The sequence below is a fragment of the Rhodophyticola sp. CCM32 genome (assembly GCF_004751985.1).
Classification (GTDB): Bacteria; Pseudomonadota; Alphaproteobacteria; order Rhodobacterales; family Rhodobacteraceae; genus Rhodophyticola.
In genome coordinates this window covers 109,309-131,525 of record NZ_CP038492.1, presented here as the reverse complement: position 1 = coordinate 131,525, position 22,217 = coordinate 109,309, and the positions used below count along the sequence as shown (strand labels likewise).

20 protein-coding genes and 2 pseudogenes are annotated in these 22,217 nt (G+C 61.9%); 10 read left to right on the top strand and 12 right to left on the bottom strand.

Annotated elements, in window-relative coordinates:
- Nucleotides 1-35 precede the first annotated feature (35 nt).
- A complete protein-coding gene (locus E2K80_RS00640; RefSeq protein WP_135371803.1) occupies nucleotides 36-746 on the top strand; it encodes a GntR family transcriptional regulator in 711 nt (236 codons plus the stop codon).
- A gap of 192 nt (nucleotides 747-938) precedes the next feature.
- On the opposite strand, the gene E2K80_RS00635 is transcribed toward E2K80_RS00640, so the two are convergent.
- Both E2K80_RS00635 and E2K80_RS00630 read right to left on the bottom strand, forming a co-directional pair.
- On the bottom strand, nucleotides 939-2,387 hold the full coding sequence (locus E2K80_RS00635) for an NAD-dependent succinate-semialdehyde dehydrogenase (RefSeq protein ID WP_135371801.1): 1,449 nt from the start codon (nucleotides 2,385-2,387) through the stop codon (nucleotides 939-941).
- On the bottom strand, nucleotides 2,384-3,397 hold the full coding sequence (locus E2K80_RS00630; protein ID WP_135371799.1) for a type I glyceraldehyde-3-phosphate dehydrogenase: 1,014 nt from the start codon (nucleotides 3,395-3,397) through the stop codon (nucleotides 2,384-2,386). The genes E2K80_RS00635 and E2K80_RS00630 overlap by 4 nt, the downstream gene beginning before the upstream one ends.
- Nucleotides 3,398-3,552: 155 nt before the next feature.
- Here E2K80_RS00630 and pobA point away from each other — a divergent pair, with 155 nt between their 5' ends.
- From pobA to pcaG, 3 genes are read left to right on the top strand one after another with little or no spacing between them, the layout of a single operon-like run.
- Nucleotides 3,553-4,722, top strand: a complete 1,170-nt coding sequence (gene pobA, locus E2K80_RS00625) for a 4-hydroxybenzoate 3-monooxygenase (protein WP_135371797.1) — start codon at nucleotides 3,553-3,555, stop codon at nucleotides 4,720-4,722.
- Nucleotides 4,723-4,742: 20 nt separating this feature from the next.
- Complete coding sequence (pcaH, locus tag E2K80_RS00620) at nucleotides 4,743-5,486, top strand: protocatechuate 3,4-dioxygenase subunit beta (RefSeq protein WP_135371795.1); 744 nt, start codon at nucleotides 4,743-4,745, stop codon at nucleotides 5,484-5,486.
- A 1-nt stretch (nucleotide 5,487) separates the two neighbouring features.
- Nucleotides 5,488-6,105 carry a protocatechuate 3,4-dioxygenase subunit alpha gene (gene pcaG / locus E2K80_RS00615; protein WP_135371793.1) on the top strand — a complete coding sequence of 206 codons (618 nt, stop codon included), beginning with the start codon at nucleotides 5,488-5,490 and terminating at the stop codon, nucleotides 6,103-6,105.
- A 12-nt stretch (nucleotides 6,106-6,117) separates the two neighbouring features.
- Here the strand turns inward: pcaG and iolG are convergent.
- The 5 genes and pseudogenes from iolG to iolD all read right to left on the bottom strand — a co-directional run bounded on the left by iolG (nucleotide 6,118) and on the right by iolD (nucleotide 11,642).
- Nucleotides 6,118-7,112, bottom strand: a pseudogene (iolG, locus tag E2K80_RS00610) (inositol 2-dehydrogenase).
- Nucleotides 7,106-7,957 carry a class II fructose-bisphosphate aldolase gene (locus E2K80_RS00605; protein WP_135371791.1) on the bottom strand — a complete coding sequence of 284 codons (852 nt, stop codon included), beginning with the start codon at nucleotides 7,955-7,957 and terminating at the stop codon, nucleotides 7,106-7,108. Before E2K80_RS00605 ends, iolG begins: the two are co-directional and overlap by 7 nt.
- Nucleotides 7,954-8,796 (bottom strand): 5-deoxy-glucuronate isomerase, encoded by an 843-nt coding sequence (locus E2K80_RS00600; protein ID WP_135371789.1) that lies wholly within the window; start codon nucleotides 8,794-8,796, stop codon nucleotides 7,954-7,956. The genes E2K80_RS00605 and E2K80_RS00600 overlap by 4 nt, the downstream gene beginning before the upstream one ends.
- A 13-nt stretch (nucleotides 8,797-8,809) precedes the next feature.
- Nucleotides 8,810-9,778 carry a 5-dehydro-2-deoxygluconokinase gene (gene iolC / locus E2K80_RS00595; RefSeq protein ID WP_135371787.1) on the bottom strand — a complete coding sequence of 323 codons (969 nt, stop codon included), beginning with the start codon at nucleotides 9,776-9,778 and terminating at the stop codon, nucleotides 8,810-8,812.
- Between the two features lies 1 nt (nucleotide 9,779).
- On the bottom strand, nucleotides 9,780-11,642 hold the full coding sequence (iolD, locus tag E2K80_RS00590) for a 3D-(3,5/4)-trihydroxycyclohexane-1,2-dione acylhydrolase (decyclizing) (RefSeq protein ID WP_135371785.1): 1,863 nt from the start codon (nucleotides 11,640-11,642) through the stop codon (nucleotides 9,780-9,782).
- Between the two features lie 125 nt (nucleotides 11,643-11,767).
- Between iolD and E2K80_RS00585 the strand changes: the two genes are divergently transcribed.
- The 3 genes and pseudogenes from E2K80_RS00585 (at nucleotide 11,768) to E2K80_RS00575 (ending at nucleotide 14,959) form a co-directional block, all read left to right on the top strand.
- Nucleotides 11,768-12,883, top strand: a complete 1,116-nt coding sequence (locus E2K80_RS00585) for a Gfo/Idh/MocA family protein (RefSeq protein WP_135371783.1) — start codon at nucleotides 11,768-11,770, stop codon at nucleotides 12,881-12,883.
- Nucleotides 12,884-12,897: 14 nt separating this feature from the next.
- A complete protein-coding gene (locus E2K80_RS00580; protein WP_135371781.1) occupies nucleotides 12,898-13,800 on the top strand; it encodes a TIM barrel protein in 903 nt (300 codons plus the stop codon).
- Nucleotides 13,801-13,802: 2 nt separating this feature from the next.
- Nucleotides 13,803-14,959: pseudogene (locus tag E2K80_RS00575) on the top strand (Gfo/Idh/MocA family protein).
- Nucleotides 14,960-15,080: 121 nt separating this feature from the next.
- Here the strand turns inward: E2K80_RS00575 and E2K80_RS00570 are convergent.
- Complete coding sequence (locus E2K80_RS00570) at nucleotides 15,081-16,091, bottom strand: LacI family DNA-binding transcriptional regulator (RefSeq protein WP_135371779.1); 1,011 nt, start codon at nucleotides 16,089-16,091, stop codon at nucleotides 15,081-15,083.
- A gap of 192 nt (nucleotides 16,092-16,283) precedes the next feature.
- On the opposite strand from E2K80_RS00570, the gene E2K80_RS00565 reads away from it, so the two are divergent.
- The 3 genes from E2K80_RS00565 (at nucleotide 16,284) to E2K80_RS00555 (ending at nucleotide 19,305) form a co-directional block, all read left to right on the top strand.
- Nucleotides 16,284-17,234, top strand: coding sequence for a sugar ABC transporter substrate-binding protein (locus E2K80_RS00565; protein WP_135371777.1), 951 nt, complete (start codon nucleotides 16,284-16,286; stop codon nucleotides 17,232-17,234).
- 84 nt (nucleotides 17,235-17,318) lie between these two features.
- A complete protein-coding gene (locus E2K80_RS00560; protein WP_135371775.1) occupies nucleotides 17,319-18,434 on the top strand; it encodes an ABC transporter permease in 1,116 nt (371 codons plus the stop codon).
- Nucleotides 18,435-18,516: 82 nt separating this feature from the next.
- Nucleotides 18,517-19,305, top strand: a complete 789-nt coding sequence (locus E2K80_RS00555) for an ATP-binding cassette domain-containing protein (RefSeq protein ID WP_135371773.1) — start codon at nucleotides 18,517-18,519, stop codon at nucleotides 19,303-19,305.
- Between the two features lie 313 nt (nucleotides 19,306-19,618).
- Here the strand turns inward: E2K80_RS00555 and E2K80_RS00550 are convergent, their stop codons facing one another.
- From E2K80_RS00550 to E2K80_RS00535, 4 genes are read right to left on the bottom strand one after another with little or no spacing between them, the layout of a single operon-like run.
- Nucleotides 19,619-20,023, bottom strand: coding sequence for a RidA family protein (locus E2K80_RS00550; protein ID WP_135371771.1), 405 nt, complete (start codon nucleotides 20,021-20,023; stop codon nucleotides 19,619-19,621).
- A complete protein-coding gene (locus E2K80_RS00545; RefSeq protein WP_135371769.1) occupies nucleotides 20,020-20,424 on the bottom strand; it encodes an acyl-CoA thioesterase in 405 nt (134 codons plus the stop codon). The genes E2K80_RS00550 and E2K80_RS00545 overlap by 4 nt, the downstream gene beginning before the upstream one ends.
- 7 nt (nucleotides 20,425-20,431) lie before the next feature.
- Nucleotides 20,432-22,045 carry an AMP-binding protein gene (locus E2K80_RS00540; protein WP_135371767.1) on the bottom strand — a complete coding sequence of 538 codons (1,614 nt, stop codon included), beginning with the start codon at nucleotides 22,043-22,045 and terminating at the stop codon, nucleotides 20,432-20,434.
- Nucleotides 22,046-22,052: 7 nt separating this feature from the next.
- A complete protein-coding gene (locus tag E2K80_RS00535) occupies nucleotides 22,053-22,217 on the bottom strand; it encodes a hypothetical protein (RefSeq protein ID WP_210405412.1) in 165 nt (54 codons plus the stop codon).

Below are 22,217 nucleotides of genomic sequence, written 5' to 3'. Positions count from 1 at the left end.
ATTTTCTGGTAGAAGAGTCGTGAAAGGACATCCCCATGGCCCGTGTACCCCTGTACCGCCAAGCCGAAACCGAAATGCTGCGCCGGATCAGAACCGGGGACTGGCCGGTCGGGCAACGGCTTGGCAACGAGTTTGAACTGGCCGAGGAATTCGGTGTCAGCCAGGGCACCATGCGGCGGGCCCTGATGACGCTGGAGGCACAGGGGTTGCTGGCCAGAAAGCCGGGCCGCGGCACGATTGTATCAGAACCGGCTGCCAAACCCGATGAGGCTGCGGCCCCGGACCTACCCGGCTTTGACCGTCTGGCCTTGCCCGATGGCGCCGCACCGAAGCTGGAGGTGTTTCGCAGCCGCAGCGGCAGCCAGCGGGTTGATGGCGATTTGGCAGAGCTTTTGGGCGAGGCCAGGGCGCTGGTGATTGAGCGGATGCTGAAACAGGGCGGCATCCGGTTTGCGCTGGATCAGATCATCCTGCCTGAAAGCCTGCTGAACGCCTGCGACGGAGAGGCGGCGGTAGACCTGCCGGATCTGCTATTGGCCCATGGCGTGCAGGCCACCGGGATCGAAGATCGGTTAACCGCCTCCATGTGCAGCATGGGAGAGTCGGTTGCCCTTGAGGTGGATCGCAACTCTGCCTTGCTGGTCCTGACCCGGGTGGCCCGGGATGCATCGGGGCGGGTTCTGGCACAGCAGATGCTGAAAATGGCAGAGGGTGATGTAGGGTATACGGTTGGTCTGAAAGGGTAATACCAACTTCCACAGGCAGGATATGCCGCAAACCCCAAGCACCGGAATTCTCGAGAATTCCGTGTGGAAAACTCGAGTTTTCCACACGCCTAACGCACCCTGCCCTTATCCTCGGCCATGGCGCATCGCCAATATAGCAAGAGCGGCGAAGGCCTGGGGCAGGTATTGGCGATGCCGATTTAAGGTGGTGCTCTAAATCCCGTCAATGCAGACATATTTCGTGTCGAGATAATCATCGAGGCCCTGACTGCCGCCTTCCTTGCCCATGCCGGATGCCTTCACCCCGCCAAAGGGCGCCTCAACCGTGGTGATCAGGCCGGAATTGATACCAATCATCCCGTATTGCAGCCGCTCATTCAGACGGAAGGCACGGGCCAGATCGCTGGTATAGGCGTATGAGGCAAGGCCAAACACCGTGTCATTGGCCATGGCGATGGCCTCGTCTTCCGTGTCGAATTTGAACACAGGCGCAAGGGGCCCGAAAATCTCTTCCTGCGCGAAAGCCATGGCCTGGGTGGCACCGGTCAGAACCGTGGGCTCAAAAAAGCGGCCACCAAGCGCGTGACGTTTGCCGCCGGTTGCGATTTCCGCCCCTTTGGAGGTCGCATCCTCCAACAGGCTTTCCACCTTCTCGACCGCGTCCATATCCACCATCGGGCCCTGGGCAACGCCATCTTCGCGCCCGTCACCCACCTTCATCGCCCGGGTCTGTTCCACCAGCTTTTCAACGAAAGCGTCATACACCCCGGCCTGCACGTAAATCCGGTTCGCACAGACGCAGGTCTGCCCCATATTGCGGTATTTGGAGACCATGGCCCCTTCAACCGCCGCATCCAGATCGGCATCGTCAAACACCAGAAACGGCGCGTTGCCACCCAGCTCCATCGACACTTTCTTGAGCGTATCGGCAGCCCCGCGGATCAGTTCTTTGCCCACCTCTGTCGAGCCGGTGAAGGTGATCTTGCGCATCTCGGGCCGCGCCATCATCGCACCGGCAATGGCGCGCGCGGACCCGGTGACGATATTCACCACCCCTTTGGGAAAGCCAACCTCTTCGGCCAGCGCCGCCCAGGCCAGACCGGAATAGGGCGTGGCGGTGGCGGGTTTGGCAACCACTGTGCAGCCGACGGCCAGCGCCGGGGCCAGTTTCCGGGCCAGCATGGAAGAGGGGAAATTCCACGGTGTGATCATGCCGACCACCCCAACCGGATGCCGGGTGACAAGGATACGGCGGCCGGTGACACCGGCGGGCACAATCTCCCCCTTGGCGCGGCGGGCCTCCTCGGCGAACCAGCGGACATATTGCGCGCCGATGGCAATCTCCCCCTTGGCTTCTGCCAGCGGTTTGCCCATCTCCACCGTCAGCAGTTCTGCCAGATCACCCTGATTGTCCATCAGCGCATCATGCAGCTTCCACAGCAGATCAAGCCGCGCCATCAGCGCCATATCCGCAAACCCGGGAAAGGCCGCATCGGCCGCATCAATCGCGCGCAGGGTTTCGGCCTCGCCTGCATTCGGGATCGTGCCGATCACATCGTCATTCACCGGATTTGTGACCGCGATGGTCTGGCCGCTATCCGCACCAACCCATTGCCCGGCAATAAAATTCTGCTCCCGCAGCCAGGTATTGTATCCGCTCATCCGATCTCTCCCGCAGTCAGGGCGCCCATCCGGCTGGCCACATCCAGCATCCGGCAGGAAAATCCCCATTCATTGTCATACCAGCCGAAAACCCGCAGCATGCCGCCCTCGGACCGCTTTATTTCCGGTCCCGCGATGATCAGGGATTCCGGGCGCGCGCGCAGGTCTGATGACACCAGCGGCTGATCGGTGAAGCCCAGAATTTTCCCTGCGGCGCCGCGCAGCATCTCGCGGGCCTCCTCTGCTGTCGGCGCATCATCGGTGATCAGCGCAAGATCCACCGCAGACACGCTGGCCGTGGGCACCCGCACAGCAGAGCCGGTGATCCGCCCGGCCAGATGCGGCAGGACCAGGCCAACCAAAGCCTCGGCACTGGTGGAGGTCGGCACCATCGACAGTGCCGCCGCGCGGGATCGGGCCAGATCCCCCGTCGGGGCATCCACCGTCGGCTGGCTGCCGGTATAGCAGTGGATCGTTGTCATCAGGGCGGTTTCCAGCCCGTAAGCCTCATCCAGTATCTGCACCAGCGGCGCGACCGCATTGGTGGTGCAGGAGGCGTTGGAAACGATCCTGTGCGCGGCGGTCAGCCGGTCATCATTGGCCCCCAGAACCACGGTCAGATCCGCGTCAGGCGACGGGCCTGAGATCAGCACCCGGGCGGCACCCGCAGCGAGCCCTGCCTCGGCCACCGCACGATCCCGGGCACGACCGGTGCATTCCATCAGGATATCGACCCCGTCCAGCGGCAGCGCGCCCAGATCGGATGCCTGCGAAAACGGGATCACCCGCCCGTCGATCACCAGCGCATTCGGCGCCGTTTCCACACGCCCCGGATAGGGGCCAAAAACGCTGTCATATTGAAACAGATAGGCGCAGGTCTCCAGCGGGGCGATATCGTTGATCGCCACGATATCCACCCCGGACCAGTCCGCGCGGGTCAGCCAGGCGCGCAACACCGACCGGCCGATCCGCCCGAACCCGTTCACTGCCACCCGTACCGGTCCTGTCATCTTGCCGTCTCCTCATCCGCGATCAGTCATGCACCCTGCCTGCGCCAGACGCAACAATCTGTACCGGGCGATACATTCCGCCCCGGCCCGAAGACAGAACGCAATCGTTTTACAAAGCGGGTGCAACCCTCCAATATCTGCAAGGGGGGGACAGAATGCGCACACAGGTTGTCATTATCGGCGGCGGGCCTTCGGGTTTGCTGCTGGCGCAGCTTCTGCACCGACAGGGTATTGCCACGGTCGTGCTGGAACGCCGCACCAGGGAATATGTGCTGGGCCGGATTCGCGCAGGTGTGCTGGAACGCGGGCTGGTGGCTCTGATGGAACAGGCCGGGGTCGGTGACCGGATGCATCGCGAAGGGCTTGAACATGATGGCGCATTGATCAGCTATGGCGATCAGATGTTTCGCATCGACCTCAAGGCCCATACAGGCAATGGCGTCATGGTTTATGGCCAGACCGAACTGACCCGCGATCTTTACGAGGCCCGCGAGGCGGCAGGCGGTGAGATGGTGTTCAATGTCGCGGATGTGGAGATCAAGGACGCCGACAGCGACAGGCCCCATGTCACCTATCGCGTGGGCACCGAAACCCACCGGCTGGACTGTGATTTCATCGCAGGGTGCGACGGGTTTCACGGGGTCAGCCGCCAATCAATCCCGCCGGACCGGAAACGGGAATATGAGAAAACATACCCGTTCGGCTGGCTTGGTATCCTGTCAGAAACCCCGCCGGTCAGTGATGAGTTGATCTATGCGACCTCCACCCGCGGTTTTGCGCTTTGTTCCATGCGCAACGCCCGTCTCAGCCGGTATTACATCCAATGCCCGGACTCGGACCGTGTGGAGGATTGGAGCGATGCCGCCTTCTGGGAGGAATTGAAATGCCGCATTCCCCCGGCGCAGGCCGAGGCGCTGATCACCGGCCCGTCGATTGAGAAATCCATTGCACCGTTGCGCTCCTTTGTCTGCGAACCCATGCAATGGGGGCGGCTGTTTCTATGCGGGGATGCGGCCCATATCGTGCCGCCCACCGGCGCCAAGGGTCTGAACACCGCCGCCTCGGATGTGCAGTACCTCTATGCGGGCTTGCGCGCGTTCTATGAGGATGGGAAAATGGGCGGGCTTGCGGCCTATTCCGCCAAAGCCCTGTCGCGCATCTGGAAGGCGGAGCGGTTCAGCTGGTGGTTCTCGACACTGATGCATCGCCACCCGGAGATGTCAGAGTTTGACCACAAAATGCAGATCGCGGACCTGGAATTTCTGCGCAGCAATGCAGCGGCACAGAAGGCCATGGCAGAGAATTATGTCGGGTTGCCATATTAAGGGTGGGGAGTAGATCACGGATGACAAATACGAACAAGACACCACCGGACGGCTATCTGCCCCGCGACCGGGGCTGGCACCCCGCACCCCATTATCCGGCCTATAAAACCAGCATCACCCGCTCCCCCCGCGCGGCGCCCTTATCGTTTCCCAGCGGTTTGAGCGAGGAAACCGGACCGGTTTTCAGCCCGCAGATCATCGGGCCGCTGGATCAGGACCTGACGCGGAATTTCGCCGCACCGGGAGAGACCGCAATTGGCCCGCGCATCATCGTCTATGGCCAGGTACGTGATCAGACCGGGCGGGGTATTCCCGATGCGCTGCTGGAAGTCTGGCAGGCCAATGCCGGCGGGCGTTACCGGCACAAGAATGAGGGGTATCAGGCCGCGCTTGACCCGAATTTCGGCGGCTGCGGGCGGGTGATCACCGATGCCGATGGCCATTACAAGTTTCGCACGATCATGCCCGCGCCCTACCCCTGGCCGAACGGGCCGAATGCCTGGCGCCCGGCGCATATCCATTTCTCGCTATTCGGTGCGGGTTTTGCACAACGCCTGATCACCCAGATGTATTTCGAAGGCGACCCGCTGATTGCCCGCTGCCCGATTGTCGCCAGTCTCAGCAATCCCGAAGCAGTGCGTATGCTGATCGCACCGCTTGATATGGACCGCTCGATCCCGATGGATGCCCGCGCCTATCGGTTTGACATCACGCTTCGCGGTCGGGACCAGACCCCGTTCGCAAACCGGGCGGAGGGGATGTAAGATGGGTGATGCCCCTGAACATCTGAAAGAAACCCCGTCACAAACGGCGGGGCCTTATGTGCATATCGGCTGCACCCCCAATGTCACCGGCATTCACCGGGTCTATGAAACCGATCTTGGTGCTGTGATGAAAACCGGGCCTGTGCAGGGTCAGGAGATCACCCTGACCGGCACCGTGTATGATGGCACCGGGCTGGCGCAGAAAGATACGATGGTCGAGATCTGGCAGGCGGATGCACATGGCCGATACCCATCGCCGCAAGACCCGCGTGGCGGGGCCGATCCGAATTTCACCGGCTGGGGCCGATCTGCCGGGGATCTGGAAACCGGCGCCTTCGCCTTCGACACGGTCAAACCGGGCCCTGTGCCCTTGCCCGATGGGCGATTGCAAGCGCCCCATGTGACCCTTTGGATCGTCGCGCGCGGCATCAATATCGGCCTGCACACCCGCGCCTATTTCGCCGATGAGGACACCGCCAATGCAGGCGATCCGATCCTGAGCGCGATCAAACCGATATCGCGCCTTTCAACGCTGCTGGCGCAGCCTGACGGGGTGAACCGATACCGGTTCGACATTCATTTGCAGGGGCCGCAGGAAACCGTGTTTTTCGATATCTGACCCTGCGCGCGCCTATTCCACCGGCAGATCGACAATGGTGCCGTTTTGCTGCGCCTCGCTGGCCGCATCCGCCAGTATCTGCGCCCGCAACCCATCGGTGATATCCGGCTGTGGTGTCTGCCCGTCCAACACGGCAGAGACGAAATCGGCCATCTCCAGGGCATAGGCCTGCTGATAACGTTCCAGAAAGAAATGCTGCGCCGGTGCCCGGCGAAACCCGGCACCGGTGGCCAGTTCCACCGTGCTTTCCAACTGGTTCTCCGCCCTCAGCAAACCCTTTGCGCCATGTACCTCGACCCGCTGGTCATAGCCATAGCTTGCCCGGCGGGAATTGGAGATCTGGCAGATCCGCCCCGAGGCCGTGGTCAGGATCGCGGCGGCTGTATCGACATCGCCCGCCCCCCGATTGCCGGGTCCACCAGGGCCGCGCCCACGGCCTGAACGCTGACCGGTTCGTCACCCAGCAAAAACCGTGCCATGTCGAAATCATGGATCATCATGTCACGGAACAATCCGCCGGAGCTTTTTATATAAGAGATAGGTGGCGGGGCCGGATCACGCGACAGGATCGTGACAATCTCGATCTCGCCGATCTCGCCCGTGCGCAGGCGGCGTTCCAACCCGGAAAAATTCGGATCGAACCGGCGGTTGAACCCGGTCATGAACGCTATACCGGCCCTCTCCACCGCCGTGATACAGGCGCGGATACGGGCCACATCCATGTCGACGGGTTTTTCGCAGAAGATCGCCTTGCGCTCCGCCGCCGCCGTCTGGATCAGGTCGAAATGCGTGTCGGTGGGGGTGCCGATGATCACCGCATCAATATCCGGGGCCGTCAGAATATCGCCAGCATCGCGGGTTTCGGCCCCGGTCGCCGCGGCCAGCGCTGCGGCTGCATCCGGCATCGCATCGGCAACAGCCACCAGCTGTGCCCGATCAACCTGTGCAACAGATCGCGCATGCACCTGCCCGATCCGGCCGCATCCCAGAATGCCCAGTCTCAGCATGTGCTTGCCCCCTGCCCGCTGGCACCTACCCCTTGAATCACGGTGCGCGCCGCCGCCATCACCGGGTCATGGGTGTCTTGCAGGATTTGCACCCGATCAAACCGCGCCTTGTCTGCGGTCACGGCCTGCCGCAGGGCGGCCCCGAAGGCCATCCGCAACTCCGTTCCGATGTTGAATTTGCAGATGCTGGACCCTGCGGCCAGCGCCTTGCGCTCTGCCACGGGCACGCCAGACCCGCCATGGATGACCAAAGGCACTGTGGTCAGGGCCTCGATGGCCCGGATGCGCGGCTCATCCAGCCCGCCTTCCCGGTCCTGTTGCAAATGCACATTGCCAACGGAAACCGCCATCGCATCCACTCCGGTTTCACGGACAAACCGCGCGGCGTCCTCCGGGTCGGTCCCGGCAGAGGCTTCACCACCGGAATAGCCCACGAACCCGATCTCTCCCTCGCAGGATACACCGGCCACATGGGCCATCCGGGCAATCTCGGCGGTTTCGGCGATGTTTTCGGCAAGGGGTTTGCGCGATCCGTCATACATCACCGAGGAAAATCCGGCCTCAATCGCCTCCCGGCATTCTTCAGCCGTATAGCCATGATCCAGATGCACCACGACAGGCACCGATGCGTTCTCGGCCAGATTGCGGAACATCGCGCCCAGAACCGGTAGCGGCGTATGCGCCCGGCAGCTTGGCCCCGCCTGCAGGATCACCGGCGCATTCTCGACCTCTGCGGCCATCACATAGGCGCGCATATCCTCCCAGCCCAGACAGACCAGACCGGGCACCGCATAGCCATGGGTCAGGGCGGGTTGCAGAACCTCGGACAGGGTTGCCAGCGTCATTTGAACTTGGCCACCATATCCATGATCCCGGGTATCGTGTGCAGCTGGTCCGCATGGGTCGGCTGAAAATACTGTTTCAGGCTCCGCTGGCTCAGCCCGCCGAGGATGGTGAAATAATACATCTCATACCCCGGCAGCACGGCGCAGGGATGATAGCCCTTGTCGATCAGAATCGTGGAGCCATCGACGATATGATAGGCATCGCCGGGCTTGTTATCCTCGCGCTGCAACATCTGCAGGCCCGAGCCGTAATCGGGTCTGAACCGGAAGTTATAGGTCTCGTCATGGCGGGTTTCGTCGGGCAGCCGGTCGGTATCATGCTTGTGGCTGGGAAATCCCGACCAGCCCCCCTGCCCCACGGTATAAAGCTCGCTGACCAGCAACCGGCCCACACGGTCATGATGGTTGCCACCCAGAATATGTTTGATCTTGCGATGGGTCTTGGTGTCGTCTGAGCCGTATTGGACCAGATCAAGCTCTGCCGCGCGGACCGCAAAGGGTTTCAGCACGCCATCATATTTCGCACCGGCGATGAACACCTCGGCCGTGTCTGTCTGACAGGTGATCCGCGCGCCTGCGCCGGTCGGTATATAAACGCCCTCGGGCTCCCCGTCCCAGACATCTATCACCCGGTTGCCGATATCCGCATAGGTCTCTCCCGCCACCTCAACCGTCACCGTCCCGGTTGCGGGCACAACACAGGTTTCATACCCCGGCACGGCATAGTCAAAGCTTTGCCCCGCCGCCAGCCTGACGATGTTGAAATAGTTCAGCGGCACCAGATCATGGTCCACATCGACGATGGGCGTATTGGCGTTGTCATAGGGGGGAATATGCATCTGAATGGTCCTTTCAGGCCGCAACCGGCCCGGGATGGGAGGCCAGGAATGCCTCCACTTCTTCGGTTGTAGGCATCGCAGGCGCGCAACCCACGCGGGAAACAACAATGGCCGCAGCGGCGGAACCGCGCAGAACCGCCTCCTGCACCTCGCGGCCTGCGGCGAGGGCGGCGATGAAACCACCCATGAAACTGTCACCTGCACCGGTGGGTTTCAGCGCCGTGGTGGGAAAGATACCGGTGCGGAATTCACCTTCGGGTGTCAGGGTCACAGCCCCCCTTTCCCCCATTTTGTAGATGACGACCTGCGCGCCTTCGGCAAGCAGAGACCGGGCCTTTTCAAGGCCTTTGTCATAATCACCGGCCATAAACCCGAATTCCACATCATTGCCGATGATCACATCACAGATAGCCCCGGCACGGGAGTAGACCTGTGCGGCCTCCTCTGCCGAGGGCCAGGAATAGGGGCGATAGTCGATATCGAAAATCAGCGGCAGACCGGCAGCCTTGGCCAGATCGAAAGCATGGAAACAGGCGCTGCGCGACGGTTCTGCCGCGAAAACGGTGCCGGTGGTGATCAGTGCGGAATAGGCGGTGTAATCCACCGCCTCCACATCGGCTTTGGTCATCTGGAAATCCGCCGCGCCATTGCGGTAGATCACCGATTGATGGTCTTCGATGCGGGTCTCAACAACCGCCAGGGATGTACGCGCCTCGCCCCCCACGGGGGTCACATGGGCATGATCAATCCCGTATTTCCGCAACTCATTGACGGCAAAGCGCCCGATCGCATCATCCGACACCCTTGTGACCAGCGCCGCGCGCCCGCCCTGCCGGGTGATCGCCACGCCGATATTGGCCGAAGACCCGCCAAGACAGCTGAAAAACTGTATGGCTTCCTCGGTTCTGGTGCCCGGCGGGTCGGGGTAGAAATCCATCCCTGCCCGCCCGATGATGACAAAATTATTGCCCGAGAGGTCCATGTCACACGCCCTTGCGCTGCCGGGGTCGGGTGGCTTCCTGCTCTGCATAGGCCTTGCGCACTTTGGCGCTGTCGGAAACTTCGGGTGTGCCGACCTCCCACCAGGTGTGGCCCTGCGTGGTCCAGCCCTCGTAAGGGTCCACTTTCATGACAATCACATGGGTCTTGTCGCTGGCCTTCGCACGGCTGAACGCCTCCCCCAGCTCTGTCGGGTTCGCCACGGTCTCGGCCACAGCCCCCATGGAGGCGGCATGGGCCTCGAAATCAACGGTGAAGGGGGCGGGCACGGTCGGGCAATCGGCGATCAGATTGTTGAAGCTTTCATTCCCGGTGTTGTTTTGCAGTTTGTTGATCACCGCAAACCCGCCATTGTCGAGCACCAGAATGATCAGCTTCATCCCCGTCAGGACCGAGGAATAGATGTCGGAATTCATCAGCAGGTATGACCCGTCACCGGTGAACACGATGGTATCGCGCTCCGGCTCAATCTGCGCCTGCGCGATCCGCGCGCCCCAGCCTCCGGCAATCTCATACCCCATGCAGGAAAAGCCGAATTCCACATCCACCGTGCCAATATCCAGCGTGCGCCAGTTGGCGGTGACCTCGGCAGGCAATCCACCGGCCGCCGCCACAACCCGGTCGCGGGTATCGCAGAGCGCATTCACCACGCCGATGGCCTGCGCATAGGAATTGGGCCGGTTGCCGGGGGCGATATTCTCCGCCACATAGGCATCCCATGTCTCCCGTTCCGCCCGCGCCATCGCGGTCCAGCCTTTCGGCGCCCTATACCCGGCCAGTGCCGCATCAAGCGCCATCAGCCCCAGTTTCGCATCCCCCACCACCGGCAAGGACCGGTGTTTGCCCGCATCATGGCGCGCCGCATTCAGGGAGATCAGGGTCGCGTCATGGGCAAAGGCGGTCCAGGACCCGGTGGTGAAATCCTGCAACCGGCAACCAACCGACAGGATCACATCGGCCTGTTCGGCAATGCTGTTGGCGCTGTCTGATCCCGTCACCCCCAAAGGCCCGATATTCAGATCATGGGTGGCAAGCAGATTGGCCCGCCCGGCAATGCTTTCCACCACCGGGATCTGATGCGCCTCGGCAAAACCGGTCAACTGATCCACGGCGCGGGAATACTGCACCCCGCCACCGGCGATGATCATCGGGCGTTTGGCTGCTGTCAGCGCCGTTGCCGCATCCCGTATCTCATCCGCATCGGGTGTGACCCGGCGTATGCGATGCACGGTCTTTTCAAACAGGTCGACAGGGTAATCATAGGCCCATCCCTGCACATCCTGAGGCAGGCCGATAAAGGCAGGCCCGCACTCCGCCGGGTCCAGCATCACCGCCAATGCGGCGGGCAAAGACTGGATGATCTGGGCCGGATGGGTGATCCGGTCCCAGTATCGGGTCACCGCTTTGAAGGCATCATTCACACCCAGGGTCGGGTTTCCGAAATGCTCCAGCTGTTGCAGCACCGGGTCGGGAAGCCGGGTCAGAAACGTATCGCCGCACAGCATCAGCATCGGCAGGCGGTTGGCATGGGCCAGCGCCGCCGATGTCAGCAGGTTGGTTGTGCCCGGCCCGGCACTGGCGGTGCAGAACATGAACCGCCGCCGCAGGTGATATTTCGCATAGGCCGCCGCCGCGAACCCCATGCTTTGTTCATTCTGCCCCCGATAAAGCGGCAAATCCTCCTGCACGGCATAAAGCGCCTCCCCCAGGCAGGGCACATTGCCATGGCCGAAAATGCCGAACCCGCCACCGCAGATCCGCTGCTCAACCCCGTCCAGATCGATAAACTGGTTCTGAAGATAGCGGATGATGGCCTGTGCAACGGTCAGGCGAAGGGTTTGCGGCATCCTGCCCTCCCCAAGCAGATGGTGTCTTTTACATGAGGCACGCCGATTCAGTCTTGCCTGCCACTGTCCGCAACGATAATTGTTTTGCAACCGGTTGCAATAAGAATCTCGGAGAGGAGCCTCTGATGACCGAAATCGGCATCGGAATCATCGGCGGCGGATATATGGGCAAGGCCCATGCGGTCGCGATGGCGGCCGTCGGGGCCGTGTTCGACACTGTGCTGCGCCCGCGGCTGGAAATGGTCTGCGCCACCACACCGGACAGTGCCGAACGCTATCGCAAGGCTTACGGCTTTGCCCGGGCAACGGATGACTGGCAGGCGCTGGTCGCCGATGCCCGCGTTCAGGCCATCATCATCGCCGCCCCGCAGGACATGCACCGCGAAATTGCCCTGGCCGCCTTCGCGCTCGGCAAACCGGTCCTGTGCGAAAAACCACTTGGCGCATCGCTTGAGGACAGCCGGGCCATGGTCGAGGCCGCAGAGACCAGCGGTGCCGTCAACATGGTCGCCTTCAACTATATCCGCACACCCGCCAGCCAATATGCCAGACAGCTGATCGCCGAGGGCACAATCGGCGATCTGACCTGGTTTCGCGGCGAACATACCGAAGATTTCTACGCCGATCCCGACAGCCCCGCGAGTTGGCGCACCAAAGGCATGAGCAACGGTACAATGGGCGATCTGGCCCCCCATATGATCAATGCCGCCCTCGCCCTTGTCGGCCCGATTGCCCAGGTGATGGGGGAGGTTGAGACCGTTCACCAAACCCGCCCCGGCGCGGGCGGGCCGGAACAGGTCACCAATGACGATCAGGCCCAGATCATGTGCCGCTTTGAAAACGGCGTGATGGGGCATATGTATTTCAGCCGTATCGCCACCGGCCGCAAAATGGGCTATGCCTATGAGATCACTGGCACAAAAGGCGCGATCCGCTTCGATCAGGAAGATCAGAACGCGCTCTGGCTCTACCGGGCCGAGGGGCCCGGGGCCACGCGCGGCTTCACCAAAATCCTGACCGGCCCGGCCCATCCTGATTATCTGTCCTTCTGTCAGGGGCCCGGCCACGGCACCGGCTATCAGGATCAGATCATCATCGAGGCGAAGGATTTTCTGACCGCCATCGAAACCGGCCAGCCGGTCTGGCCCAGCTTCCGCGACGGGATGGAGGTGAACCGAATCATCGCCGCCGCACTCACCTCTTCAGCCCGGAAACGCTGGATTTCACTTACCTCTGTCTGAAAGGGACACCGGACATGACCATAAAGATCGGCAATGCGCCCTGTTCCTGGGGTGTGGAATTTGCAGATGACCCGCGAAACCCGGACTGGCAAAGTGTTCTGCAACAATGCGCCGAGGCAGGCTATACAGGTATCGAGCTTGGCCCCGTGGGCTTCATGCCGGAAGACCCCGCAGTCCTTGGCGAGGCTTTGGCAAAGCATGATCTGGACCTGATCGGCGGTGTGGTGTTCCGCCCCTTCCATGACCCGGACGCGTGGGAGGATGTGATGGATGGCGCCCTGCGCACCTGCAAGGCGCTGACCGCCCATAGCGCGCAGCATCTGGTGCTGATCGACTCGATCTCGCCGCGCCGCGCGCCCACCGCAGGCCGCGCCGATGAGGCCGAGCAGATGGATGCCGCCGAATGGGCCGCCTATCGCGACCGGATTGCCACCATCGCCAGAATAGGGGCCGAGGAATACGGGCTGACCGTGGGCATCCATGCCCATGCCGCAGGCTTCATGGATTTCGAACCCGAGCTGGAACGGTTGCTGGACGAGGTCGATGAACAGATCCTGAAAATCTGCTTCGATACCGGGCATCATTCCTATGCGGGGTTTGACCCGGTGGGTTTCATGAAACGCCATATGGGGCGTATTTCCTACATGCATTTCAAAGATATCGACCCCTCCGTCAAGGCAGATGTTATCGCCCGGCGCACCGGGTTCTATGATGCCTGCGGGCAGGGCATTTTCTGCAATCTCGGGCAGGGTGATGTCGATTTCCCCGCCGTGCGGCACCTGCTGCTGGAGGCCGGGTTTCAGGGCTGGTGTACGGTCGAACAGGATTGCGACCCGACGCTTGACCCCGACCCTGTGGGCGATGCCCGGGCCAATCGCGACTATCTCACCTCCATCGGCTTCAACGGAAAGGTCTGATCATGGCGAAACTGACATGGGGCATGATCGGCGGCGGGGAAGGCAGCCAGATCGGCCCCGCCCATCGTCTGGGCGCAGGTCTTGACGGCGCCTTCACCTTCACCGCCGGGGCTCTGGACCACAGGGCTGAGGCAGGCCGCGCCTATGGACAACAGCTTGGGCTGGCCGCCGACCGCTCTTACGGCGACTGGCGCGAGATGCTGGACCGCGAGCAGCAGCGTGCAGACAAACTCGATCTGGTCACCATCGCCACCCCGAACGCCACCCATTTCGAGATCACCAAAGCCTTCCTTCAGGGCGGGTTCCATGTGCTTTGTGAAAAACCGATGACCATGACCGTCGAGGAAGGCGAAGAGATCGTCAGGCTGGCAGAATCAACCGGCAGGATCTGCGCGGTGAATTACGGCTATTCCGGGTATTCGCTGGTCCGCCATATGAAGGCCATGGTCGCACGGGGCGATCTGGGCCGGATCCGTCTGGTCATGGCCGAATTCGCCCATGGCCATCACGCGGATGCCGCCGATGCCGACAACCCGCGCGTGCGCTGGCGCTATGACCCGGCGCAGGCGGGTGTCTCGGCACAATTCGCCGATTGCGGCATCCATGCGCTGCATATGGCCAGTTTCGTGACCGGGCAGGAGGTGGAAAAGCTCAGCGCCGACACCGTATCGGCCATCGAAAGCCGGGTTCTGGAAGATGACGCGATGGTCAATTTCCGCATGTCCGGCGGCACTGTGGGGCGGCTCTGGACCTCCTCCATCGCCATCGGGCGCCAGCATGGGCTGGGCCTTCAGGTGTTCGGCGAAAAAGGCGGGCTGCGCTGGACGCAGGAACACCCGAACCAGCTGTTCCATATGCCCCTGGGCGAACGTCTGCAGGTCATCGAACGGGGGAGGCGGGGCTCAGCCCCGAGGCAGACCGTACCACACGTGTCACCATCGGCCATACTGAGGGCATGCCGCTTGCCTTCGCCAATATCTACAAAGACCTGGCCGAAGCGATCCGGGCGGAAAAAGAGGGCCGCGTGATGGACCCTGTGGCCAATCTCTATCCCCGCGCCGAGGACGGGCTGCGCTCCATGGCCGCCGTGTTCGCCGTTGCCGAAAGCGGCAAGGCAGAAGGCAAATGGGTGGAGGCCCGCCCGCCGATGTTTCGCTGAACCCGGCCCGCCGGGTCCCCACTCCCCCTGCCCTTTCTTCTTGTCACAAATACGCCGGGGGGTTTGGGGGGCTGGCCCCCCGACCGGTCGGTGCCGAAGGCGGCGACACCCCTGCCAAATGTTATGCGCCGCGCGCCACCAGCGGTCGCAACGTGCCGCGTTCCACAATCCGGCATGGAAACAGCCGCGCCTCAGGTGTCCGCTCGGGCCTGTCCACTGTCGCCACAACCAGATCGATCGAGGAATTGATGATCTCTCCCACCGGCTGATGAATGGTGGTCAGGTTGATATTCTCCCACCTCGCCATCTCCATATCGTTCAGCCCGATAATCCCCACATCACCGGGCACGGACAGCCCGGCCTCGGCCACCGCGCTCAACGCACCGATCGACAGCACATCATCGCCGCAGAAATACGCCTCTGCCGGGTCGGTCATCAGCTGTTTTGTCATCTCGACCCGGCCCGCATCGAAAGAATATTCCGACGCGAAACTGTGGCTCACCGCGATGCCGGGATGGCGCCGCATCACCTCCATAAATCCGGCAAGGCGATCCTGGGTTGAGGTCGCGGCCTCGGGCCCGCCCAGAAAGGCCACATGTTCATAGCCCCGGTCGATCAGGGCCTGCGCCGCCATCCGCCCGCATTCCACATTGTCGATACCCACCACATGCACCTGCGGCGCGCTGGAACGGCGACCGAAAGAATGCACAACCGGTACGCCCGCATCCCGGAACTCCTTGGCGAAACTGGGCGGCAGGGTGGATGAGGCCACGATCACCCCATCGACGGAATATTGCCGCAGCATCCGCACAGAGCCCGCCGGATCCGTCTGATCGCTCAGATTGACCAGAAGCGGGCGCAGCCCGCGATCCTGCAATCCCCGGGTGAACAGATCGAACACCTCAAGGAAAATCGGGTTGTGAAAATTGTTCGATACCAGCCCGATCAGCTTGGTGCGCCCCGTTGTCAGGCTGGAGGCGAGCGCATTGGGCCGATAGCTCAGCTCATCGGCGGCCTTCTCGACCTTGCGCCGGGTCTTTTCAGAGACAGAAGCCCCTTCGGTAAAGGTCCGGGACACGGCCGAACGGGATACACCTGCGCGTATGGCCACATCTTTCAGGGTAACTGCCATTCTCTCCGACGATCCGATTGCAAAGCGTCCAGCCTCTCTTTTCAGATAAAATGCGCGAAATCACCATGCATCATGGCCAAGTTTTTTGCAACCGGTTGCAAATTGAGCCGATTCGTGCTTACGATCTGCCCAAGGCGGAAAAACCAACGGCCCCCGTATCCGCCGAGGGGGATATTCCTTGGGAGGAACTTCATGACATCATTTTTGAAAACTGCCGCGCTCACCGCCCTGGTTGCCGCCGCCCCGCTTATCCCGGCGGGCCAGGCCGCCGCAGAGGGGGAACGCTATGTGCTGGTCAGCCACGCGCCTGACAGCGACAGCTGGTGGAACACAATCCGCAACGCGCTGGCCCTTGCCGGTGACCAGATGGATGTCGAGGTTGAATACCGCAACCCGCCCACCGGCGACATCGCCGACATGGCCCGGATCATCGAGCAGGTTGCCGCATCCGGGCCCGATGGCATCATCACCACCCTGGCCGATTACGATGTGCTCAGCGGCCCGATCCAATCCGCCGTGGATGCGGGGATTGACGTGATCATCATGAATTCCGGCACCCCCGAACAGGCCGCCGATGTCGGCGCGCTGATGTATGTGGGCCAGCCGGAATATGATGCGGGTCTTGCTGCGGGCCAGCGGGCGGCGCGTGATGGCGTCACCTCGTTTCTCTGCGTGAACCATGTCATCTCGAACCCGGTTGTGGCCGAACGCTGCCAGGGTTTTGCCGATGGTCTTGGGGTTGATCTGGGCGATTCCATGATCGACAGCGGCACCGACCCGTCCGAGATTCAGAACCGGGTTCTGGCCTATCTGAACGCCAATCCCGACACCGATGCGATCCTGACGCTTGGGCCGACCTCGGCGGATCCGACGATTCTGGCGCTGGAATCCAACGGCATGGCCGGGGATATCTATTTCGGCACCTTCGATCTGGGTGACAATATCGTTCAGGGCATCCGCGATGGCGTCATCGAATGGGGCATTGATCAGCAGCCCTTCCTGCAGGCCTATCTGCCGGTTGTGGTTCTGACCAATTACCACCGCTATGGCGTTCTGCCGGGCAACAATATCAATTCCGGCCCCGGTTTCATCACCGCAGACGGCCTTGATCTGGTGTCCGAATACGCGGGCGAGTACCGCTAGGATACCCGGGCGAAACCCACTTTCCGGCGCGGCCCCCGGGGACAAGGGCCGCGCCGGTTTCATAAAGACAGGCGGGAGGGGCAGATGTCTGACACAGCAACACCACAGGACGAACGTGTAAAGCAGATGTCGGGCATCCGCCGGGCGCTGATCCGCCCGGAGCTGGGGGGCATTGTCGGCACGGTCGCGGTCTTTGTCTTCTTTCTGCTTTTTGCCAGCGACAGTGGCATGTTCAACGCCCAGGGCGTGATGAACTGGTCGACCGTATCAGCCCAGTTCATGATCATCGCGGTCGGCGCCTGCATGCTGATGATCGCCGGCGAGTTTGATCTGAGCGTCGGCTCGATGATCGGGTTTGCGGGCATGTCGATTGCCATCTTCTCGGTCACGCTTGGCCTGCCGGTCTGGCTGGCGATCCTGATCACCTTCGCGCTTTGCGTCTGTGTCGGGGCGATGAACGGCTATATCGTGATCAAGACAGGGCTGCCCAGCTTCATCGTGACCCTGGCGGCGCTGTTCATCCTGCGCGGGTTCACCATTTTTTTCCCCCAGACCATCGAGCGTCGCACCATCATCGGCGGGATTGATACCGCCGCAGAGGGTGATTGGCTGGCGCCGCTTTTCGGTGGCGAGGTGGGCGGGCCGATCTTTGTCTGGCTGGCCGATCTGGGGGTGATCGACACGTTCGAGCGCGGCACGCGCGCGGGCGAACCGGTGATCGACGGCATCCCGATGCTGATTGTCTGGGCGGTCGTGCTGGTGATTTTCGGCCATACGGTGATGACCCGCACCCGGTTCGGAAACTGGGTTTTCGCGGCGGGCGGCGATGCCCAGGCGGCGCGCTATGTGGGGGTACCGGTGAACCGGGTGAAAATCCTGATGTTCATGTTCACCGCTTTCTGCGCCTGCGTCTTTGCCACCTGTCAGGTGATGGAATTCGGATCGGCGGGCGCGGATCGCGGCGTGCTGAAAGAGTTTGAGGCAATCATTGCGGTGGTTATCGGCGGGGCGCTTCTGACCGGCGGATATGGCTCGGTCGTGGGGGCCGCCCTGGGGGCGCTGATCTTCGGCGTGGTCCAGCAGGGCCTGTTCTTTGTGGGCGTCGAAAGCTCTCTCTTCCGGGTGTTTCTGGGGGTGATCCTGCTGTTTGCGGTGATCCTGAACACCTATATCCGCCGCATCATCACCGGGGAGCGTTGATCGTGACCGATCACAGGACGGCGTTGATCGTGACCGATCACAGGGCAGCACTGATCGTGACCGATCATGAGGAGGACAAGCGATGAGCACCGATCATGCACCCATCGTCGAGATGAAGAAGATTGAGAAACACTTCGGCAGCGTTATCGCGCTGAACGGGGTGACACTGGAGGTGTATCCCGGCGAATGCCATTGTCTTCTGGGCGATAACGGTGCCGGCAAATCCACCTTCATCAAGACCATGTCAGGGGTCCATAAACCGACCCGGGGCGAGATCTTCTTTGAAGGCAAACCGATGCAGTTCGACGATCCGCGCGATGCGATCACCGCCGGGATTGCAACCGTCTATCAGGATCTTGCGATGATCCCGCTGATGTCGGTCAGCCGCAATTTCTTCATGGGGAACGAGCCGATCCGCAAGGTCGGGCCGATCAAGATGTTCGATCATGAATATGCCAATGCCGTGACCATGGAGGAAATGGGCAAGATGGGCATCAATCTGCGCGGGCCCGATCAGGCGGTTGGCACATTGTCGGGCGGGGAACGCCAGACCGTGGCCATTGCCCGCGCGGTGCATTTCGGGGCCAAGGTGCTGATCCTGGATGAGCCGACCTCGGCCCTGGGCGTGCGCCAGACGGCCAATGTGCTGGCCACCGTGGACAAGGTGCGCAAAAAGGGCATCGCCGTGGTCTTCATCACCCATAATGTCCGCCACGCGCTGGCCGTGGGTGACCGGTTCACCGTGCTGAACCGGGGCACGACACTTGGCACCGCGCAACGCGGGCAGATCACGCCTGAAGAGTTGCAGGACATGATGGCAGGTGGTCAGGAACTGGTGGCGCTGGAAGGATCGCTTGGCGGCACGGTGTGAGAAGTTTCGCCCTCGGGAACGTCACTGCTGCCTTATTGAACAGACACACGGAAATGCCCACCATCACGCTCCCGCCCGGCGGCACCGCCGGGCAGCGCCCGCACCGCCCCCACGGGGCGGGCGCCGCTCTCAGCTTTCATGTGGAACCGTCTTATGGAATTTCGCTCCGCTTTGAGTAGAAATCATTTAAAGCACCCCCTGCCTTAAACTTGAATCACAAATACCCTGTCACGCTTCGCGTTCTCGGGACATTTGTGATGCGCGATGTCTCAGGTTTAAGGCAGCATGCTGTAATCTGAATCGAAACCCGCTCTTAGCCCTCACCGCCCAGATAGGCGGTGGCCTCGATCTCGACCAGGGCCTCATCCTCGACCAGCCCGGCAACAACCAGCATGGACATGGCCGGGAAATGGCGGCCCAGAACCCGGCGATAGACCTCGCCCACCTCGCGCTGGCGGGCCAGATATTCCGATTTGCTGGTCACAAACCAGGTCAGCCGGGTGATATCAGTCACCGTTCCGCCCGCCGCCTCAACCACCGCCACGATATTGCGCAGCGCCTGTTCCATCTGGGCAATGAAGTCATGGCTTTCAAACACCTGATCCGCGGTCCAGCCGATCTGACCGCCGATATACAGCGTGCCATCGGCGGCAAGCATCCCGTTGGCATAGCCTTTGGCCGGGGCCCAGCCCCTGGGCTGAATGATTGTGGCGGTCATGGTCTGCTCCGAATATAGGGGGTAAGGGCGGCGCGCATCGGGTCGGGCCAGCGCAGGGGCCGCCCGGTGGCATCGACAAGAACCAGGGTTGAGGTGCAGGCGAACCGCGCCTCGGTGCCGGCGGATGCCGTGATCTCAAGGCCCAGGCTGGACCGGCCAAGACGCGTGGCTTCAAGCGTGAGGATCAGATGATCCCCATGGCGGCTTGGCGCGGTGAAGCGCGTGGAAATCTCGGCCGTGGGAACCGAGGCGGTTTTATGCAGGGTTTCGAACGGAAACCCGATCTGCGCGAAAAACGCTTCGACACAGTCATTGATCATCTCGAAATAGCGCGGATAGAAAACGATCCCCGCCGGGTCGCAATGCTTGAACAGAATCTTTTGCGGATAGGTGAATACCATCTGACACTCAGGGCATCTTCAGCAGGAACCGCTGGATCTTGCCCGTCGCGGTTTTCGGCAGCCCCTCGGCAAACACCACCCGGCGCGGGTATTTGTAAGGCGCGATCATCGCCTTGACATGATCCTGCAGCAGCTTCGCCGTCTCGGGGGTCGGGTCACCATCGGCCAGAACCACATGGGCCTCGACAATCATCCCCCGGTCGGCATCAGGCGCACCGATCACCGCACATTCCGCCACATGGGCATGAGACAGAAGCGCCGCCTCCACCTCGGGCCCGGCAATGTTATAGCCCGAGGATATGATCATATCATCATTGCGGGCGGCAAAATGCAGATACCCCTCGGCATCCATGGAAAAGGCATCGCCGGTGATGTTCCAGCCATCGGCCACATAGCCTGCCTGCCGGTCATCAGCCAGATACCGGCACCCGGTGGGCCCGCGCACCGCAAGGCGCCCGACCTCTCCGCGCGGCAGTTCCGCCCCGTCTTCACCGATGACCTTCGCCTCATACCCGGTGACGGGCCGCCCGGTGCAGGCCGGTTTGTGATCATCGAACCGGTTCGAGATGAAGATATGCAGCATCTCGGTCGCGCCGATCCCGTCCAGCATCGGTTTGCCGGTCTTGGCGATCCAGTCCTCATATACCGGCGCGGGCAGGGTTTCGCCCGCCGACACCGCCGCGCGCAGGCTGGACAGATCGGCCCCCTGTTCCATCGCCGACAGCATCGCGCGATAGGCGGTGGGGGCGGTGAAACATACGGTCGCCTTATATTTCTGAATGATCTCGATCATGTTGGGGGGCGAGGCCGCCTCCAGCAGGGTTGCCGTCGCCCCGAAGCGCAGCGGGAACACCGCCAGCCCGCCGAGCCCGAAGGTGAAGGCCAAAGGCGGTGAGCCGATAAACACATCCTCTGGCGTGACGCCCAGAACTTCCTTGGCATAGCCATCGGCGATGATCATCAGATCCCGGTGGAAATGCGCCGTCGCTTTCGGCGACCCGGTGGTGCCAGAAGTGAAGCCCAGCAGGGCCACATCATCGGCCGCCGTGGCCACCGCATCGAAGGTCACCGGTTTTTCCAGCGCCAGCCGATCCAGTTCCGCATCATGGTTCGAGGTGCCGTCGAACCCGGCCACATGGGTCAGGAAGGGGCTGTCCTTGGCGCAGGCCACCATTTCATCCATCAGCCGCGTGTCGCACAGCGCATGGGTGACCTGCGCCTTGCCCACGATCTTGTCCAACTCGCCCGCGCGCAGCATCGGCATGGTGTTGATTACCACCGCGCCGACCTTGGTCGCCGCCAGCCAGCAGGCCACCATGGCAGGGTTGTTCGCCGATCGGATCAGCACCCGGTTGCCCGGTTCCACCCCCATATCCTCGACCAGCACATGGGCCAGCCGGTTGGTCCAGTCGGTCAGTTCCTTATAGGTGCGCCGCCGCCCGTTTCCGATCAGCGCCGTATCGTCCCCATGCCCTTTTGCAACCATCGCATCGGTCAGTTCGACCCCCGCATTCAGACGGTCGGGATACTCGAACCCGTCCAGCAGGAAATCGGGCCATTGATCAGATGGCGGCAGGGCATCGCGGGTGAAACTGTCCGTATGGGCGGAGGGGCTTAACATGGGTCACTCATTTGTTTCGAGGGGACAGGAAATCATCGGGGACAGAATTGGTCTCAAATGCGAATGTGGTCTCGCAGACGGCTTTCGGATAATAGGTCTGCCCGAGGATATTCCAGGTCGTCTCCCGAGACCCGACCCGGTTTTTCGTAATGCCTTTTTCGAGCGCTTGCAT

Bases quoted from the DNA above. Each gene is read 5' to 3' on its own strand.
- E2K80_RS00640 (WP_135371803.1), top strand. From the start codon at position 36: ATGGCCCGTGTACCCCTGTACCGCCAAGCCGAAACCGAAATGCTGCGC.
- E2K80_RS00635 (WP_135371801.1), bottom strand. From the start codon at position 2,387: ATGAGCGGATACAATACCTGGCTGCGGGAGCAGAATTTTATTGCCGGG.
- E2K80_RS00630 (WP_135371799.1), bottom strand. From the start codon at position 3,397: ATGACAGGACCGGTACGGGTGGCAGTGAACGGGTTCGGGCGGATCGGC.
- pobA (WP_135371797.1), top strand. From the start codon at position 3,553: ATGCGCACACAGGTTGTCATTATCGGCGGCGGGCCTTCGGGTTTGCTG.
- pcaH (WP_135371795.1), top strand. From the start codon at position 4,743: ATGACAAATACGAACAAGACACCACCGGACGGCTATCTGCCCCGCGAC.
- pcaG (WP_135371793.1), top strand. From the start codon at position 5,488: ATGGGTGATGCCCCTGAACATCTGAAAGAAACCCCGTCACAAACGGCG.
- E2K80_RS00605 (WP_135371791.1), bottom strand. From the start codon at position 7,957: ATGACGCTGGCAACCCTGTCCGAGGTTCTGCAACCCGCCCTGACCCAT.
- E2K80_RS00600 (WP_135371789.1), bottom strand. From the start codon at position 8,796: ATGCATATTCCCCCCTATGACAACGCCAATACGCCCATCGTCGATGTG.
- iolC (WP_135371787.1), bottom strand. From the start codon at position 9,778: ATGGACCTCTCGGGCAATAATTTTGTCATCATCGGGCGGGCAGGGATG.
- iolD (WP_135371785.1), bottom strand. From the start codon at position 11,642: ATGCCGCAAACCCTTCGCCTGACCGTTGCACAGGCCATCATCCGCTAT.
- E2K80_RS00585 (WP_135371783.1), top strand. From the start codon at position 11,768: ATGACCGAAATCGGCATCGGAATCATCGGCGGCGGATATATGGGCAAG.
- E2K80_RS00580 (WP_135371781.1), top strand. From the start codon at position 12,898: ATGACCATAAAGATCGGCAATGCGCCCTGTTCCTGGGGTGTGGAATTT.
- E2K80_RS00570 (WP_135371779.1), bottom strand. From the start codon at position 16,091: ATGGCAGTTACCCTGAAAGATGTGGCCATACGCGCAGGTGTATCCCGT.
- E2K80_RS00565 (WP_135371777.1), top strand. From the start codon at position 16,284: ATGACATCATTTTTGAAAACTGCCGCGCTCACCGCCCTGGTTGCCGCC.
- E2K80_RS00560 (WP_135371775.1), top strand. From the start codon at position 17,319: ATGTCTGACACAGCAACACCACAGGACGAACGTGTAAAGCAGATGTCG.
- E2K80_RS00555 (WP_135371773.1), top strand. From the start codon at position 18,517: ATGAGCACCGATCATGCACCCATCGTCGAGATGAAGAAGATTGAGAAA.
- E2K80_RS00550 (WP_135371771.1), bottom strand. From the start codon at position 20,023: ATGACCGCCACAATCATTCAGCCCAGGGGCTGGGCCCCGGCCAAAGGC.
- E2K80_RS00545 (WP_135371769.1), bottom strand. From the start codon at position 20,424: ATGGTATTCACCTATCCGCAAAAGATTCTGTTCAAGCATTGCGACCCG.
- E2K80_RS00540 (WP_135371767.1), bottom strand. From the start codon at position 22,045: ATGTTAAGCCCCTCCGCCCATACGGACAGTTTCACCCGCGATGCCCTG.
- E2K80_RS00535 (WP_210405412.1), bottom strand. From the start codon at position 22,217: ATGCAAGCGCTCGAAAAAGGCATTACGAAAAACCGGGTCGGGTCTCGG.